Origin of the sequence: Rhizobium sp. 007 (assembly GCF_015353075.1) — a bacterium.
GTDB lineage: Bacteria > Pseudomonadota > Alphaproteobacteria > Rhizobiales > Rhizobiaceae > Rhizobium.
Genome location: NZ_CP064188.1, coordinates 322,668 through 338,340 on the forward strand (window position 1 = coordinate 322,668; position 15,673 = coordinate 338,340).

14 protein-coding genes and 4 pseudogenes are annotated in these 15,673 nt (G+C 59.5%); 5 read left to right on the top strand and 13 right to left on the bottom strand.

All coding sequences use genetic code 11. The features are described 5' to 3' along the window. Positions 1-168: 168 nt before the first annotated feature. From ISN39_RS22520 to ISN39_RS22550, 7 genes and pseudogenes are all read right to left on the bottom strand, one after another. The gene (locus tag ISN39_RS22520) at positions 169-2,502 is read right to left on the bottom strand and encodes a molybdopterin guanine dinucleotide-containing S/N-oxide reductase (RefSeq protein ID WP_194730511.1); all 2,334 of its coding nucleotides are present in this window, start codon (positions 2,500-2,502) and stop codon (positions 169-171) included. A 43-nt stretch (positions 2,503-2,545) separates the two neighbouring features. Next, complete coding sequence (locus tag ISN39_RS22525; RefSeq protein WP_194730512.1) at positions 2,546-3,922, bottom strand: FAD-linked oxidase C-terminal domain-containing protein; 1,377 nt, start codon at positions 3,920-3,922, stop codon at positions 2,546-2,548. Beyond that, positions 3,919-4,797, bottom strand: coding sequence for a 3-mercaptopyruvate sulfurtransferase (gene sseA / locus ISN39_RS22530; protein WP_194730513.1), 879 nt, complete (start codon positions 4,795-4,797; stop codon positions 3,919-3,921). Before sseA ends, ISN39_RS22525 begins: the two co-directional genes overlap by 4 nt. A 79-nt stretch (positions 4,798-4,876) precedes the next feature. Beyond that, a complete protein-coding gene (locus ISN39_RS22535; protein WP_194730514.1) occupies positions 4,877-5,479 on the bottom strand; it encodes a DsbA family protein in 603 nt (200 codons plus the stop codon). Positions 5,480-5,491: 12 nt separating this feature from the next. Beyond that, positions 5,492-6,061 (bottom strand): TetR/AcrR family transcriptional regulator, encoded by a 570-nt coding sequence (locus ISN39_RS22540; protein WP_194730515.1) that lies wholly within the window; start codon positions 6,059-6,061, stop codon positions 5,492-5,494. A 518-nt stretch (positions 6,062-6,579) separates the two neighbouring features. Then, positions 6,580-7,454 (bottom strand): annotated as a pseudogene (locus tag ISN39_RS22545) (arginase family protein). Positions 7,455-7,646: 192 nt separating this feature from the next. Continuing rightward, the gene (locus ISN39_RS22550) at positions 7,647-8,543 is read right to left on the bottom strand and encodes a LysR family transcriptional regulator (RefSeq protein WP_194730516.1); all 897 of its coding nucleotides are present in this window, start codon (positions 8,541-8,543) and stop codon (positions 7,647-7,649) included. A gap of 107 nt (positions 8,544-8,650) precedes the next feature. Here ISN39_RS22550 and ISN39_RS22555 point away from each other — a divergent pair, with 107 nt between their 5' ends. The 4 genes and pseudogenes from ISN39_RS22555 to ISN39_RS22570 all read left to right on the top strand — a co-directional run bounded on the left by ISN39_RS22555 (position 8,651) and on the right by ISN39_RS22570 (position 11,153). Next, positions 8,651-9,337 (top strand): DsbA family protein, encoded by a 687-nt coding sequence (locus ISN39_RS22555; RefSeq protein ID WP_194730517.1) that lies wholly within the window; start codon positions 8,651-8,653, stop codon positions 9,335-9,337. Between the two features lie 5 nt (positions 9,338-9,342). Further along, entirely contained in the window at positions 9,343-9,831 is a 489-nt protein-coding gene (locus ISN39_RS22560; RefSeq protein ID WP_194730518.1) for a heme-binding protein, read from the top strand. Between the two features lie 64 nt (positions 9,832-9,895). After that, on the top strand, positions 9,896-10,792 hold the full coding sequence (locus ISN39_RS22565; RefSeq protein WP_194730519.1) for an MBL fold metallo-hydrolase: 897 nt from the start codon (positions 9,896-9,898) through the stop codon (positions 10,790-10,792). A gap of 5 nt (positions 10,793-10,797) precedes the next feature. After that, positions 10,798-11,153, top strand: a pseudogene (locus ISN39_RS22570) (nuclear transport factor 2 family protein). Between the two features lie 135 nt (positions 11,154-11,288). On the opposite strand, the gene ISN39_RS22575 reads toward ISN39_RS22570, so the two are convergent. The 4 genes and pseudogenes from ISN39_RS22575 to ISN39_RS22590 form a co-directional block, all read right to left on the bottom strand. Continuing rightward, entirely contained in the window at positions 11,289-11,510 is a 222-nt protein-coding gene (locus ISN39_RS22575; protein WP_092587333.1) for a DUF4287 domain-containing protein, read from the bottom strand. Then, positions 11,507-11,992 (bottom strand): VOC family protein, encoded by a 486-nt coding sequence (locus ISN39_RS22580; protein ID WP_194730520.1) that lies wholly within the window; start codon positions 11,990-11,992, stop codon positions 11,507-11,509. Before ISN39_RS22580 ends, ISN39_RS22575 begins: the two co-directional genes overlap by 4 nt. A gap of 157 nt (positions 11,993-12,149) precedes the next feature. Next, positions 12,150-12,700: pseudogene (locus ISN39_RS37970) on the bottom strand (exodeoxyribonuclease III); the annotation flags it as partial. Then, positions 12,696-12,905, bottom strand: a complete 210-nt coding sequence (locus ISN39_RS22590) for a hypothetical protein (RefSeq protein ID WP_074066488.1) — start codon at positions 12,903-12,905, stop codon at positions 12,696-12,698. The pseudogene ISN39_RS37970 and the gene ISN39_RS22590, both read right to left, overlap by 5 nt. A 214-nt stretch (positions 12,906-13,119) precedes the next feature. Between ISN39_RS22590 and ISN39_RS22595 the strand changes: the two genes are divergently transcribed. After that, on the top strand, positions 13,120-13,287 hold the full coding sequence (locus ISN39_RS22595) for a hypothetical protein (RefSeq protein ID WP_194730521.1): 168 nt from the start codon (positions 13,120-13,122) through the stop codon (positions 13,285-13,287). Positions 13,288-13,345: 58 nt separating this feature from the next. On the opposite strand, the gene ISN39_RS22600 is transcribed toward ISN39_RS22595, so the two are convergent. Then, positions 13,346-13,564 carry a hypothetical protein gene (locus tag ISN39_RS22600; RefSeq protein ID WP_194730522.1) on the bottom strand — a complete coding sequence of 73 codons (219 nt, stop codon included), beginning with the start codon at positions 13,562-13,564 and terminating at the stop codon, positions 13,346-13,348. 750 nt (positions 13,565-14,314) lie between these two features. Beyond that, positions 14,315-14,856, bottom strand: a pseudogene (locus ISN39_RS22605) (dienelactone hydrolase family protein). Positions 14,857-15,673 lie beyond the last annotated feature (817 nt).

The window sequence follows — 15,673 nt, forward strand, 5'->3', positions numbered from 1 at the left end:
GCCCTGGTAAGGATCAGCTTTTTCGAGCGTCTCGCGGGGCGGCGTGGCGGCGTGTTTTCAACGCCGCGGCGATTTCGGACCAAGGATTTTCGGGGCTTTCTTATTCGGTGACGCTCGTAGGCAATGGCTTCCACAGGTGGTGGTTGCGGGGGCAGGTGCCACCAAGATTCACGATCGATCAGCGACCCTGCTCGGCCCGGCAGCGCCGTCCATAAATTTCATCGCCTCGAATATCCGCACACGAGGCGGCTCGCCGACAAAACGTTCCACCTCCACTCTGGTGAGCTGTCCGGTCGAGCCCTGGGCCAGTTGGGAGGTGCCGACATCACGAGTGAGAATGTTCGCATTGCCATGAATGCACATGGCTTTCTCCGCGCAACGATTATCGGGCTCGAACCACGCGCCTGTCGCCAGCTGCATGACCCCCTTACGCACGTCCTTGCTTATCACCGCTGCGGCGAGGCAGCTGCCACGGGTGTTGAACAACCGCACGATATCGCCATCCGAAATGCCGCGCGCGGCCGCATCGGCTGGGTTGATGCGAACTGGCTCGCGGCCCTTGATCTTGGTGGAGCGACTGAAATCACCATAGTCCAGCTGGCTATGCAGCCGCGAATGTGGCTGGTTGCAGACCAGATGCAGCGGGTAGCGGCTCTCGTCAGTCTCCGCCTTCGCCCCAGGAGGATACCATCGCGGATGCCCTCGGCAGTCGTCGTAGCCGAAGCTTTCGATTGTTTGCGAAAAGATCTCGATCTTTCCGGATGGCGTCTGCAGCGGAGATCCGGACGGATCATCTCGAAAGGCGCGCGCTGGTCCACCGTCGTCGGGCTTCAGCGGCAGGCGTATCTCTCCGCGTTTCCAGAACGCCTCGAAATCGGGAGCCTCGTGCCCGGCGGCTGCAAGCGCCTTTTGCGTGGTCTCGAAAAGAAGCGCGAGCCATTCCTTGCTGGTCCGGTTTTCCGTGAACTCTTCGAACTTACCGAGACGGCGTGCTATCTTGGAGAAGATCTCATAATCGTCCCGCGCTTCGCCGATCGGGTCGATCAGCTTCTTCATCGCGATCATCAACGGATCGCGGTCCGCCGCGCCGATATCGTCACGCTCGAGCGTGGTGGTCGCAGGCAGCACGATATCCGCGTGACGCGCCGAAGACGTCCAGGCCGTCTCGTGCACGATGATGGTCTCCGGCCTCTTGAACGCCGCCCGCAGTCTGTTGAGATCCTGGTGGTGATGAAACGGGTTGCCTCCTGCCCAATAGACGAGGCGGATATTGGGATAACGCATCGCCTGGCCGTTATAGTGGAACTCGTCGCCTGAATTGAGGAGCATGTCGGCGATCCGCGCGACGGGAATGAAATCCGGCACAGGATTTTTGAATTGACTGAGCGTGGGCAGCGGGACTGCGAGCTGGCCCTTGCCGATATTCCCCAGCGCGCCGAGTGAATAGGCATAGCCGCCGCCATCCAGTCCCATCTGCCCGAGCATTGCAGCGAGCACGATGCCCATCCAGACGGGCTGCTCGCCATGGTCGGCTCGCTGGAGGGAATGGCTGACGGTGATCAATGTCCGGGCGCTAGCCATGGTCCGCGCTAGATTCCTGATGGCGTCGACGCCGATGCCGCAGATGCCGGAAGCCCATTCCGGGCTCTTTTCGACGCCATCGCTCCGGCCAAGCAGGTAGTCTTCGAAACGTTCGTAACCGACCGTATAGCGGTCGAGAAATTCGCGGTCGTGCAATCCCTCAGTGACGAGCGCATGGGCAAGGCCGAGCATCAGCGCAACATCGGTGCCCGGCACGATCGGCAGCCACTGCGCGTTCAGCTCGGCGGGGAAATCATCTTTCAGCGGACTAACGAGGACAAAGCGCGCACCTCGCGCGTTCGCGCCGTTCAGCGACTGGCGCACGATATGCGCGCTGATGCCGCCGCCATGCACGTCGGTGTTCTTGATCGCCATTCCGCCGAAGGCGACGACCAGTTCGCTGCTCCGTTCGATGGCCTCCCAGGTGACGCTCTTGCGGTCGAAATGGTCGTATGGTCCCAATACATGCGGTATGATGACCATTGCAGCACCGGAGCTGTAGGTGTTGACGGATCGCACGTATCCGCCCAGCACATTCAAAAAGCGGTGGATCTGGCTTTGCGCATGATGGAAGCGTCCGGCACTCGACCAGCCGTAGGATCCCCCGAACACGGCCTTGGGGCCGAAGTCTCGGTAAACCCGCCGCAATTCGTTCGCAACGAGGTCCACAGCCTGCGGCCAGCCGACTTCCACATAGTCATCCGCCCCACGATTGAGCGCGTTGCCGGGGGTGCCGTCGAGCCAGCCGCGCCTGACTGCCGGGCGCCTGATGCGCGCTGGGCTATGGGCAATCGCCGGCAAGTTGCCCAAAAGGGGCGACGGATGCGGGTCGGCTGGATGGGGACGGATTTCGAGCTTTCCATCTTCGTAGCGGCCCGAAAAGGCGCCCCAGTGGGAGCTATGGGTCTGAAACGAACTCATTTGCAAGCTCCAATCTATCAAGGCGTTTCAACAGGCACTGAAGCTAATCGGGCAAGACTTTGCCCGGGTTCATGATGCCTGTCGGATCGATGGCATGCTTGATGACGGCCATGAGGTCGACGGCGTCGCCATGTTCTTCGCGCAGATAGGCGATCTTGCCAGTGCCAACACCGTGTTCGCCGGTAGAGGTACCGCCAACCGAAATCGCATATTGCACCATCTTTTTGTTGATGGCCGCGACCTCTTCGAGTTCGGCCCGGTTTTCTGGATCGACGGCGAAGACGACGTGGTAGTTGCCATCGCCGACATGGCCAAGAATGGCGGCGGGGACACTGCAGTCGCGCAAAAGCCCACGCGTCTTTAGGATGCAGCTGCTGAGCTGTGAGACAGGTACACAAACGTCGGATGACCAGCCTTTGGCGTTTTGCCGCTGGGAGACGACCGCGTAAAAGGCGTTATGACGCGCCTTCCACAGCCGGTTGCGCTCTTCTAGTGCGTTTGCCCATTCGAAATCCTTACCGCCATTGTCCGCGACAATCGCCGCCACCATCTCGACCTGCTCCTGCACGCCGGCGGGAGAGCCGTGGAATTCGAAGGCGAGCGTATCCTCGATCTTCAGCGATAGATTGGAATAGGCGTTGACGGCCATAATCAGGCCGCGGTCCATCAACTCCATGCGGGCAACCGGAATGCCGAGCTGTACGACCGCAATCGCGGCATTGACCGCCTGCTCGACGCTTTCGAACGAGCAGAGTGCTGCGGAAATCGTCTCCGGGATGCCGTAGAGCCTGATCGTCACCTCGGTGATGATCCCAAGCGTACCTTCAGAGCCGACGAAGAGCCGGGTCAGATCGTAGCCGGCAGATGACTTGCGCGCGCGCCCACCGGTGTGGATGATCTGGCCGCTGGGCAGAACGACGGTCAGCGACAGCACGTTTTCGCGCATGGTGCCGTAGCGCACGGCGTTGGTCCCCGATGCCCGCGTCGCGGCCATGCCGCCGATTGAGGCGTTGGCGCCGGGATCGATCGGGAAGAACAGGCCCATGTCGCGCAGGCGGCTGTTCAGTTGTTCGCGGGTCACGCCGGCCTCAACCGTACAATCGAGGTCCTCGGCATTGACGCGGATGATCTGCGTCATGCGTGAAAGATCGATGGAGACGCCGCCGCGCACCGCCGTCAGATGGCCTTCGAGCGAGGTGCCGGCGCCAAACGCGATCACCGGCGCGCCTTCGGCCGCGCAGAGCCGGACGGTCTCGGCCACTTCCTCGGTGCTTTCCGCAAACACCACCGCATCCGGGATTGCGGGCGTGTGGTGGGATTCACCGTGGCCGTGCTGTTCGCGCAAGGCCTGCGATTTGGAAAAGCGATCGCCGAAACGGGTGCGAAGCGCTTCACAAAGAGCGGGAGACAGCGCGCTCATTTGCGGTCATCACGCTTGCCCGCACCAGTCTCGACAGGTGTGTCGCCCGGCTGGCCCCATTCGGTCCAGGCGCCGTCATAGACGGCGACGTCGTCCTTGCCGGTCAGATGCAGTCCAAAAGCAAGTGCGGCGGCGGTCACGCCCGAGCCGCAGCTCGCGATGACGGGTTTTGAGAAATCGAGGCCGGCAGTCTCGAATGCCTTGCGGAGGTCCGCCACCTGGAGGAGTTTGCCGGATTGCGGATCGGCCAGCGCGTCAAATGGAAGATTGAGGCTGCCGGGAATATGGCCGGAGCGCAGGCCCGGCCGCGCCTCCTTTTCCTCTGCCGTGAACCGACCGGCTGAGCGCGCATCGATGACCTGCTCCGCCCGGCTTCCCAGATTGTCGAGAACCTGCGCCTTTGAACGCACAGCGTCAGGATGGAAGGTGGCGTGAAAGGTAGCCTTTGGCGCAGGCGTGGCCTCACCAGTGACCGCTCGTCCTTCCGCTATCCATTTGCGCAAACCGCCATCAAGAATGGCGATTTTATCATGACCGAAAGTCCGCAATGTCCACCAGACGCGGCCGGCCGACATCAGGCCGGGCGTATCGTAGACCACGACAATGCTGTCATTCGAGATGCCGAGATCGGAGGCGTAGGTTTCGAAGGCCCCGGGAGACGGAAGCATGTGCGGCAGGACCGTGTCGTGATCGGCGATGTCGTCGATATCGAAAAAGCGCGCTTGGGGAATGTGCCGGGCAGCAAAATCGTCGGCGGCAATGGGTGTTACACCGGGAAGCTTGAAAGAGCCGTCAAGAATGACGAGGCCAGGATGATCGAAATGCGCCGCCAGCCATTCGGTGGAGACGAGGGAACCCGGCAGGGAAAGAGGCATGAGAAACCCCGTAAGTACGGTCTGGAGATTCGCAACCAGGCTGCGTTCGCGCGGCGCGCAGCTCGATTCTGCGACAGGTTCAGGCGATCAGTTTTTCGTCCTTCAGATGACGTTCGAGGAAGGGCAGACTGTCCTGTCCCCAGTAAAGCTCGTCTTCGTAGCGGAATGTCGGGAGCCCAAAGACACCGGCGTGCTTAGCGGTCTCGTAATTGGCCTTCCATATCGACTGCACGGCGTCGCTCTGGGCACGCTCATCCAACGCCGCGCCATCAAAGCCGGCGGTATCCGCGATCGTGCGGCGGACTTCTGCGTCGCCGATATTTTTCCCGCGTGACCAGAAAGCTTCCTGCAGGGCTTTTGTCAGCTTGAGCCAGTCGTCGCCCCGATCGATGGCCGCGATGATCATGAAGCCTGCCGGCGTCGGGTCCGAAAGGGCGGCACGATTTTCAAAGTTCAGTACTTTTCCACGGACCGCCGCCCAACGCTTGAGGTCCTTCGTCCAGTAAGCCCGACGGGCCTCCGGCCGGTTGCGAGAGTAGATCGCGCCGTTATCCTCGATCAGCGGGATGACGTAAGGACGGATCGTGGCATCCTGCTCGGAAGCAAGTGCGGCGAACGGCTCCAGGCCGATGAAGGCCCAGGGCGAGCCGACGCCGAAGAAGTAGTCGATGGTCTTTGTCATTTGATGGTACTCTCAAGATGTCCGGTCATGGGGGATCGCAGCGTCGAATACGGAGAGTGCGCAGTCTCGGGCGACGAGAACCGCTGTTGGATCACGTCCGACTGCCACCGTTGCAAGCGCTCCTTCATAAAGAAGCGATAGATGAGCAGCAGCCTGATCAAGCCCCACCTCGGCCTTGGACATGACGGCGCGGAAGATGTCCCTCACTGCTTTCTTATGTGTTCGGGCGACCGACACGACGCGTTCGGAATCGCCGTGCTCGGCCACTGCAAGAGCAAATGCGCAGCCGCGGAACTCCGGGCTATCGGCCTTTTCATATAGACGCTCGAAAATAACTCTGATCTGATCTCTCGGATCGCCCGTCGCGTCCAAGACCTCCTGCAAGGAGCCGATTACACGATCATGGCGATCCTGAAGATAGGCTGCAACGAGATGATCTTTGGACGGGAAGTGTCGATACAGCGTTGCCTTTGCAACGTTCGCTTCTTCGATAATGCGATCTATCCCAACGGCCCGAATACCTTCGCTGTAAAACAGCGCGCCGGCGGCGGTGAGGATCTGATCTGATATGGCTTCTCTCATTGGACTGCTTCGGGTTGAGAATGTTTTATTTTCGGAAGGCTCGCTGCGCTGCCTGCGGCTGATTGGATCCCTTCAGCAGCAAGCCATTTTATGTTTCTTCCTTTCAAGCCGCACTTCCTAGCCGCCGTTGACGGACGATTCCGTCGACTTGCAATGTGGAAACGCTAGAGGATCAACAAATGGCGAGAAAGACAGGTCGTTCTTTTTCCATTGTCTTTGTAGAAAATGTTTCGTCCACGGCTCTTGCAGAGAGCCGACTTTTTCGTGGCACAGGCAGCAACCTTATTTATGCACGGAACGGCCATCCATTGTTTCCCTTTGAATGTCCCCGGTGCGCGAGGATCCAATACCGTTGGCTTCGCTCCCGCAGAAGTTCTGACGTGGAGTGGAACGCCTTCGATCCCGATCCTTCCGGATCGCCGGGATGCGGGCTGCTTCGGGCTAACTTGAGCCCCTTTGCTGAGGTCTCCTGTGCGCCAAAGCGGCCATGGCACGCCAGAGCGTCTGTCACGCTTCCCCTAAGTTCGTCCTTTCCCAATCAGCGGAAGTTGCCGCAGCATATCTCTAATGATCAGCGCGTCCCACGGCAGATGTTCCGTGATACCCAACCCCACCACTTCGGCCTGATATGCGACATCGTTCAGGAGACGTATGACATGCGGAATGGCCATCCGTCCGCGTGGCACCCCAACAAAGGCATCTGGAGCGATATTGGGCATTGTGAAGTTAAGTGAGCGGAACTGCGCGGGGTCTATGACGTCGAGGTCGAAATGGATGGCGACGTGCTTCGCCCCCGTTGATCGCAGCCAATCGAGCACAGCCTCACTGTCATCGGCCAACTGAGAAGGCGTTGCCATTCTAAGGCCAAGCCTTTCAACGATCTGCCATTCCACAGGCGACATGTCGTAGAGACCTGCGTACATGACATTCTCGGGTTGATCGGGTTAGCAACCCTCTTTGTGAACTCTGCGTCGCCTTCACCCATCAGATTGCCCAGCACCATGGCGTGCGCATGCGCAGCGTGCTCAGGCGTAATCACGTCGGGGTGTGCATCTACCCATAGGACGGCAAGATCACCTCCATACCGCTCGTTGAGATAGGCAAACGGTGCGAGGTCTACCAAACAGTCGCCGCCCAGAACGACGACCTTATCCGGTACTTCCTTCTTCAATATTCGTTCTGCGGAATCGATCTGCCGCAGGAGCGTTCTGCGGGCAACGATGCCGTTCTCCAAGGGGAGAACGGAGCCGTTGGGTTCCGCTACTTCGACAGTTTCAACCGGACCATCTGCAGCAGGTGCGAGCATGGCCAGCAACTGGGAGCCAAAATGATAGGCCTCGATATTCCCACCCTGCCATTGGGGGAAATGCAGACGTAAGGTTTTGTCGCCCATGTCTTACTCCAAGTCGTATAGGTGTGCGGTCAGGCGGTATTATGAGCACGTTGAAGAACAGAACCCAAATCAAAACGGAGTATGGCTGGGGTCCGCAATGGGTCAGACCCAGACAACGCTCCGCAGACTTGGCAGAGTTCATTACAACATCCGAGGTGAAATTTCCGATTGTTTACGCGACATTCGAGAAGTTCAAACCTTCAATGCTGCGATCAGCATGTCGACAAACACGGAAACTTTGGGCGGCCGAAATCGCGCCGCTGGATAGACTGTGTAGACGCCGCCGGATGGGAGCTGCCATTCAGGCAGGACAGGAATGAGGTCTCCGGCCAACAGGCCCGAGGCCGCGAGAAAATCGGGCAGGACCGATAGACCTGCGCCTTGGCGGAGCGCCTCCATGACTGCTGGCGTGGTATTGATCGCAATGTCGGCCTTAAAGCGGACGCTCCTGACGGCTCCATCACTGCCTGTAAATGTCCATACAAGCGGCTCTCTCAAAGCGTTGTTAGCCACGAAGGGCAGAGGCGTGCAGTCAATCGGCTCGCTCAGTGCCGCTATCTTCCCGGCGAAGGCTTGCGATCCCACCAGGAGTTGGCGGAACGAGCCAATCCGTCGTGCCTGCATACTGGAATCGGCCAGCCAGCCAACGCGAATGGCAAGGTCTATGTTCTCGGCAACCAGATCAACCATCGTATCGCTGAGGTTCAGTTCCACCTTGCAATCGTTATAGCGCCGGCTGAAGGCGGTGACCAAGGGCACGACAACCGAGGTGCCGTAGTCGTAGGGGGCGGTGATCCTCAGAAGGCCTTTGGGTTCCGTCCTGCCCTGAGCCAACTCTCCCAGGGCGTCCTCCGCCTCGCGCAAGATTGAGACGCATCGGGCGTGAAACAACAGCCCGGCTTCGGTCGCCTGCACGCGCCGCGTGGTGCGCATCAGCAAGGTGGTGCCGACCTCCTGTTCAAGCTTCGCGACCTGCTGGCTGACAACCGCCTTGGTGATGCCCAGGTATTCTGCAGCTCTCGTGAACGATCCCGCGTCAACGACGGCCACGAAATAGGCCAGCCGATTGAGATTGGTCGCTTCCTGCATAGTATCCTCCGATTTTATTGTCAGCCTCTAGCATACATTCTGTCATTTTTCTCGATCTTCTCGTTCTAATTGGCTCATGTCACCAATAGCTCCATGAAGGAGCCGACATGATTGGCAAGACCCACATCACCTATCTCTTCGATCCACTTTGCGGCTGGTGCTATGGCGCATCTCCGCTGCTCGCGCAGCTCGCCGCGGCACCTAATCTGACAATCACGCTCGCCCCGACCGGTCTGTTTTCCGATTCCGGCGCTAGGTCGATGGACGAGCAGTTCGCCGCCTTCGCCTGGTCAAATGACCAGCGTATTGGAAGCCTCACGGGGCAGCGGTTTACCGATGCCTACCGGAGCCAGGTTCTGGCAAAAGGCGGCATGCTGGATTCTGGCCCAGCCACGCTGGCACTGACTGCCGTTGCCCTGACGGCGGCTGAGCACGAAGTCGATGCGCTCCGGTCCATCCAGGAGGCGCGCTATGTTTCAGGCCGCGATGTCACGGACATGTCCGAACTGCAGAACGTGCTCGCCAGTGTCGGACTTGGTGCGGCAGCCTCCCGCCTCGCTTCTCCCGATTCCGATCTGCTGGCCGCCAACCGAGAACGCATGGCTTCAGCGCGCGCCCTGATGCGGGAGTTCCCAGTCAACGGCGTACCGGGATTGATCGTGGACGACGGCGCGCACCGGACTTTGCTCAAGGCGCAGGACCTGTTCAATGACAGCGATCTCGTCGCCAGGCTGTCCAACACAGGCGTGTCATCCGCGGGTCTCGCTCGCAACAGCCATCCGATGAAAGGATAACCTCGATGATGATCCAGCGTACGATCCATACAGCACTGGCCGTCTTCATGCTCGGCGTAGTATCGGCGACGCCCGGTTTCGCCCAGAATGTGCCACCCTACGGAGCGCCGATCAGCATCGACCGAGTCAAGCAGGTCGCAGCGGCCGCCCTCGCGGAAATGCGCAGGAAGGGCTTTGAGATGACGATTGCCATAGTCGATTCCGGCAGCAACCTCGTCTATCTCGAACGCTCCAACGATGCCGGCATCGGCACGATCGACGCAGCACTTGGCAAGGCGAAAGCCGCCAACGGCATCAAGACCCCGACCAAGGCGATCGGGGATATGATCCTTCATAACAACCAGAGCAATCTGCTTGCCGTGCCGGGAGCTTTTCCGGTCGAAGGCGGAGTGCCTCTCGTTGTCGATGGCCAGGTGGTTGGTGCGATCGGCGTCAGTGGCGGCATGCCCACTGATGATGGCGCGATCGCCAACGCCGGGGCGAAGGCGCTCTAGGTAGCCCGGCCGCCAATCGATGTTGTTAAGACGCATGAATAAATCAAGTCAGGATACCAGGACCATGTTCACCAGGAGAACCATCATGAGAACCACTCTCGCCGCTGGCGCGACTGCCGTACTTGCACCCGCAGGCCTCGGCCACGCAGCAGGAAGCCTGACTTGGAAGCATTTCCCTGCAGGGCAGAATGGCTTCTTCCGCGCCCCCGTTCTGGTTTCCGGCGCGAACGAAGCTGTACTGATCGATGGCGGCTTCACGCTGCCCGATGGAAAGGCGCTCACCGACGCCATCAAGGCCACGGGCAAAAAGCTGACCACGATTTACATCAGCCAGTCCGATCCGGACTATTACTTCAGCCTCGGCCCGATCAGGGTAGCTTTCCCCGATGCCAAGGTGGTCGCCGCCTCGGCGACTGTCGATGCGATCAAGGCGAGTGTCGAAAAGAAGCTGGCCGTCTGGGGGCCGCAGCTCAAGGAAAACGGTCCCCAGACCCTGGCTGACATCGTCATGCCGGAAGCCTTTGACGGAAAGACGCTGACTGTTGATGGCGAGACCATCGAGATTGTCGATGCGGAAGGCATGGCCAATCGTCGCTACCTCTTCGTTCCATCGCTGAATGCCGTGTTCGGCGGCGTGATGATCTTCAACGGCGTCCACGTCTGGACGGCAGATACCAACAGCGCGGAACTGCGCGCCGCCTGGGTTGCCAATCTCGAAAAGCTCGCCGCGCGCAAGCCAGCTGTCGTCGTGGCCGGACACATGATGCCCGACGCCAAGACCGACCTCTCGGGTGTGGAACATACTATCGCCTACCTGAAGGCCTTCGAGGAGGAACTGGTCAAGGCCAAGGACTCTGCAACGTTGAAGGCCGCCATGGAAAGCCGTTTCCCGGGCCTCGGCATGGGCGTTGCGCTCGATATCGGCTCCAAGGTCGCGACCGGCGAAATGAAGTGGGGCTGATCGCCATGGGCGCTAATCTCGTAATCATCCGGGCCACTTACGAGGGGTCGTCGGAAGACAACGGCCGCAACTTGCTTGCGGCCCTTGCACCCGACGCGACGTGGACGGAAGCCGATGGCTTCCCCTATGCTGGTACCTATGTGGGACCCGACGCGATCGTCGCCGGCGTGTTTCACCGGCTCGGCACCGAATGGATCGGTTATCGCGCTGACGTTCACACCTATATCGGGGATGATGACCGTGTTGCCGCCTTCGGCGTCTATTCCGGCACATACAAGGCTACCGGAAGGACGGCAAGATTGCCAGCATGGTCCAATATGTCGATAGCCATATGGTCATGAAGGCGCTGAGTACCGACTGACCATCGCTGTCGCGCCCGTAGAAACCTGACAACACCTCTGCGGATTTGGATGTCAGGTTTCACGTCGCGTCAACGACATGTCGTCCGCTTAGGGCCGGAAGCAGACAAGACGTTTCGCCTCACACCACACTCCGTTTAAGAGGCTGGCTGCTTGTCTTCCGCGAGAGTGTGCGCCACGACCGCATTTGCATGACCGTGGCCCATTCCGTGTTCGCTCTTCAGCATACCGACAAGTTCCATGTGCTTCGCAGGATAGTGCTTTCGCACGAGCTCTTGCCAGTCATCGATAGGACGGCCGTATTTCTTCTCGATTGATGGAAAATAGGAAGCAGGTCCTTTGATCTTCTCGGTGGTCATAGCGCGTCATCCCCTTTTCGTGCCGCATCGATCATAGCTACGTCGATTTTCCTCATCGTCATCATCGCGTCGAATGCGCGCTTTGCTTGTTCGCCACCTGCTACAAGCGCGTCCATTAGAATGCGAGGTGTGATCTGCCAGGATACTCCCCACTTATCCTTGCACCAGCCGCATTCGCTTTCCTGACCGCCATTGCCGACGATGGCGTTCCAATAGCGATCTGTTTCTTCCTGATCCTCGGTGCTGATCTGGAATGAGAAGGCTTCGCTGTGCTTGAATGTGGGGCCGCCGTTCAATCCGATGCACGCGACACCCGCCACCGTGAACTCGACGACCAACACGTCTGCCTCTTCTCCGTCGGGGTATTTGCCGGGCGCGCGGATGATGGCTCCGATCTTGCTGTCTGGGAAGGTGTCGGCATAGAAGCGGGCGGCTTCCTCAGCGTCCTTGTTGTACCATAGACAAATGGTGTTCTTAGACATCGCGTCGTTCTCCTGGTCGTTGTCCTTCAGATCGAGAGCCCGACCTGATGATACGATGACGCACCAGCCGCCCCCGATCCGACATCATGATCAAAATCGCTGCTCTCTTTTAACTCCTCTCGTCCTGCGCGGGCCAAACGCCTCGGGCCGACAGGCAAATACGCTCGTCCGGGTGCAGTTTGCGAAGTGCATCCGTCCAACCTTGGGCGACGAGGTTCTTGAAGGCATCACGGACCTCGACGCGGAACAATGTGTCCTTCACCCAGCGCGCGGGCTTGTAGACGTCGAACTCCGTGGACATGACGTTATAATCGCCGGCAAGCACAACGGGCACCTCAAGCGCCAGCAACTCGGCAGCGTAGTCATGGAGCCGCTCAAACCAACGTAGCTTCAGGCCGCCGATGACGATTCCTTTGACGATCGCCTCGATGTATCGGCTGTGAAGGTCGTCCGGATCGCCCGAAAAGTCCTTTCCGCCTCAGGTGTGGGCTCCTGATCCTTGGCAAGCAGGGCCACGCCGTTCCAAGATTTCTGACCCTGCCAGACCGCGCCGTATCCCGCCTCTTCGATCGCTTTCATCGGAAACTTCTCTTGAGGCGCTTTCAATTCTTGCAAACATACGACGTCGGGCGACGCCTCAGCGAGCCATCCAAGAAGAACCTCGAGACGACCGTTCACCCCGTTCACGTGTAGGTCGCGATCTTCAATTGCCGCCTGCTTCAAGTTCGCGTTCCTCTTCGATCGCCGACAACCGGGCGTTCGCGGCGTCGAGGATTGCGGTCAGGAACTCGACGCGGGTCCAACCGACGAGGTGGGCCTCCTCCACGAGGATCTGGACGGCGTAGTCGACAGTTTGGTCGAGCTCGACCTTTCGTTCCGGACTATCTGGCTGGGTGCTCGGTGGATTGATCATGGCGAGGTTGCCTTTCAGAGGGATAAGGTCGCGGCGGACGGGTTAGATGCTCGCCTGGCGTTTCGTTGCCCGCACCGAGAAATCGGAAAAACCGGTGCGTTCATCATCTCCGTCGTGTCCGATTAACACACCGCGACCTCGCGCAATTAACTTCCGTTCCTAGCGAAGGTTCCAGCAGAGACTATAATAGCGATCCCGGCCCCGTTTCGCGGAGATGCCGGCTAGAAGATCGACGTCGCATCCCCTCCGCGCCCTTGAAACCAACACAATCATCGGCTATCTGCAGCTCATCGGCGTTGCTGGTGAGCGCTCCACGCGAGCGTTCGCGACTGCCGAAGTCGCTTATCTGCTTTTGACCACGGATGTACTGGCACTGGTGTGAAGAGCGATGTCGAGAAGGTCGGTGCGGTTTCGCCCCGGCCTTTTTTATTGCCTGGTGCTCAGCGCTGAGCGCCGGGCCAGTCGTTCGACGGTTCCTCGACAACGGCTCGCGCACGATCTTCGGCTGGATCAGGATCCCGCTCGTAGTTCGCCCGAAGATTTCCGATCTCCTCGATGATAGCATCGTAGACGTCAGCCTGTTTCGCGCCCCTAACCACATAGGTATCTACGAAGTCCTCGAGCGCTACCTTGAGATCAGCTCTCCAATCTTCGCTCATGGCCGACCCTCGGATTGCAGACGGACGCCTCGAAAATGGATTTTCCCTGTTGGGCAGTGTGCCGACATCCGGTCGACTGGTGCGGCGCCCTCATCGGGTTCGGGATCGGGAAGTGACTCATCGCCGGGAATACGGTCAGGATCCGGCGGCGGGGCCGGCCGCGGTACAATAGGCTCGAAAGGGACTGACATTGGAACTCCTCCTCAACGACGGCAACGCTGAACCGGCCGGCAAGTTCCGGCGCGCTAACGACGAGGCGTCGAACCTCCGAGCAGAACGATCCAGATTCTGGATCGTTCGAACCACTTTTTGGACCGGCTCGAGGCGCTCGCACTCCGGCACCCCCTATGTCGGTGGAAGTTTCGGCTCTTCACCTTCAGCGTATCGATGTGGAGAAACGGAATTTATCCCGAGCCGGATACTATGCCGAGCCAGTTCCCTAGAGCTCGAGATTTCCGATAGGGCGGGATGGCAAGCTCGGCATAACAATACCCATTCTGCGGTCGGCCGGATTGCGCCCGCCAACACCGGACATTGAAAATCTCAAGTAGTTGTTCTTTAAAGGGTTCGGTTGGCTGCAATCGTGGTATTGCCGAAAGCGGACTTTGAAATGGATCGATTGCGGATTGCCTTTCTCGCCCATCGAAGAACGACGATGTTACAAGGATCGATCGCTATCGCGGCCGGAAAGTAAGCACTGTTGCGGGACGACCTTTCGGGACTGAGCTCAAGCCAAGACGCCGGCATGGATCAAACGCGATCCAGGAACTGAAGCACTCGAATGGTGAGTAGTGCGGTTGCATGCGCGTCATACGATGGGAGCGAACTGTCGGCGAAGTAGTGCTGATCGCCGGGGTACAGGAAAAGCTCCGCGTCCTCGACCTTCTCCACGATCTCACGGGCGGCGTCGATGTCGCCCTCGCCGACGAAGATCGGGTCGTTTTCCATGCCGTGAATCTGGACCGCGACGCCGTCTGGCCAGGAGAAGAGCAGGGCTCCGCGGGCTCCCGGCCGTGTCTGTGCCAGCTTCTGCGCCGGCAGCACACCGAACGAGAACCCGGCATAGACGAGCTTGGGAGGCAGCTCGTCGGCGACGCTGACGCCGCGCTCCCGCATGTCGTCGAATCCGATCTCACCGATGTAGCCGAGACCCTCATCGATGCTCTGGAACGTGCGTCCGTCGACAGATCCGGCGTATGCACGATGTGACCGCTAGCCCGCAAGTCGTCGGCGAACGCGCGCACACCCGGGGTCAGCCCTTGTGCGTGGTGGAACAACAAGATCTCGGCCATACCGAGCCTCCGGGTGAGATGGTCAGGCGCACGTTCGGCCACCCTACAGCGGCATCGCACTCGCTGGGAAGAGTGCGGACACGCCACAGAAGTAACGTCGGCGACTCCAGTAACGGCCGCCAAGGTTCGCCTCGAATAAGCGGAACTCTCAGGCCGCGCCCCTGGGCTTCGTGCTTGAGGCGTAACCCAAGGGATCGAGGGGAAGGTTCGGCTACGCCGGATCGCGAGGCTTTCGCGGTCGCGTTCGCAATGGTTGGTCGGTGGCTTGCAGAGGCCAGGAACGCGGGGGCTTTGCCATCCAACAATTAAATCGCGCAATGCGCAAATATCCACCGCGAAATCTACGAGGATGCTACTCTACCGGCCGCTTGAACTGCTCGATCCGCATAGCGCGGCCGAGGGCCTCGGCGAGCGCTTGAGATGAATGCTCGCCACCAATGGCGAGACTAACGGCGGTCGTCATCGCCACACGGCCACGGCCAGGATTCCCCCCTGCGCCGCGGTTTCAGCCGTTCGCGGGCGCACGGAGATGATAGGATGCACCGGCCCCTGAGGATATTCGTAGATTGTCGTAGATTTTCGCAAGAGAGGATTTTTCTTCTCTGGTCGATCGCAGGGAACCTTCCCTTCCACCGGGCGTTTATTGAAGTCACGCGTTTCGGGCTTCCACAGCTACTAAAACTGCGTGATCCCAAGTGCCATCGGGTTATCCCCCTGGTACTCATGGCTTGGGCTCGCCTTTGACCTCTCTTAGACGAGTCCTTGCCGCGTGAAGGCGTTATACCCCGCTTCCGTCGGGTTTTCATTTCATTCAGTA

What these genes read in the sequence shown, in the direction of transcription:
- ISN39_RS22540 (WP_194730515.1), bottom strand. Translation starts at nt 6,061, where the DNA reads ATGAGAGAAGCCATATCAGATCAGATCCTCACCGCCGCCGGCGCGCTG.
- ISN39_RS22520 (WP_194730511.1), bottom strand. Translation starts at nt 2,502, where the DNA reads ATGAGTTCGTTTCAGACCCATAGCTCCCACTGGGGCGCCTTTTCGGGC.
- ISN39_RS22595 (WP_194730521.1), top strand. Translation starts at nt 13,120, where the DNA reads ATGCCGGCTAGAAGATCGACGTCGCATCCCCTCCGCGCCCTTGAAACC.
- ISN39_RS22525 (WP_194730512.1), bottom strand. Translation starts at nt 3,922, where the DNA reads ATGAGCGCGCTGTCTCCCGCTCTTTGTGAAGCGCTTCGCACCCGTTTC.
- ISN39_RS22565 (WP_194730519.1), top strand. Translation starts at nt 9,896, where the DNA reads ATGTTCACCAGGAGAACCATCATGAGAACCACTCTCGCCGCTGGCGCG.
- ISN39_RS22555 (WP_194730517.1), top strand. Translation starts at nt 8,651, where the DNA reads ATGATTGGCAAGACCCACATCACCTATCTCTTCGATCCACTTTGCGGC.
- ISN39_RS22550 (WP_194730516.1), bottom strand. Translation starts at nt 8,543, where the DNA reads ATGCAGGAAGCGACCAATCTCAATCGGCTGGCCTATTTCGTGGCCGTC.
- ISN39_RS22590 (WP_074066488.1), bottom strand. Translation starts at nt 12,905, where the DNA reads ATGATCAATCCACCGAGCACCCAGCCAGATAGTCCGGAACGAAAGGTC.
- ISN39_RS22580 (WP_194730520.1), bottom strand. Translation starts at nt 11,992, where the DNA reads ATGTCTAAGAACACCATTTGTCTATGGTACAACAAGGACGCTGAGGAA.
- ISN39_RS22535 (WP_194730514.1), bottom strand. Translation starts at nt 5,479, where the DNA reads ATGACAAAGACCATCGACTACTTCTTCGGCGTCGGCTCGCCCTGGGCC.
- ISN39_RS22560 (WP_194730518.1), top strand. Translation starts at nt 9,343, where the DNA reads ATGATGATCCAGCGTACGATCCATACAGCACTGGCCGTCTTCATGCTC.
- sseA (WP_194730513.1), bottom strand. Translation starts at nt 4,797, where the DNA reads ATGCCTCTTTCCCTGCCGGGTTCCCTCGTCTCCACCGAATGGCTGGCG.
- ISN39_RS22600 (WP_194730522.1), bottom strand. Translation starts at nt 13,564, where the DNA reads ATGAGCGAAGATTGGAGAGCTGATCTCAAGGTAGCGCTCGAGGACTTC.
- ISN39_RS22575 (WP_092587333.1), bottom strand. Translation starts at nt 11,510, where the DNA reads ATGACCACCGAGAAGATCAAAGGACCTGCTTCCTATTTTCCATCAATC.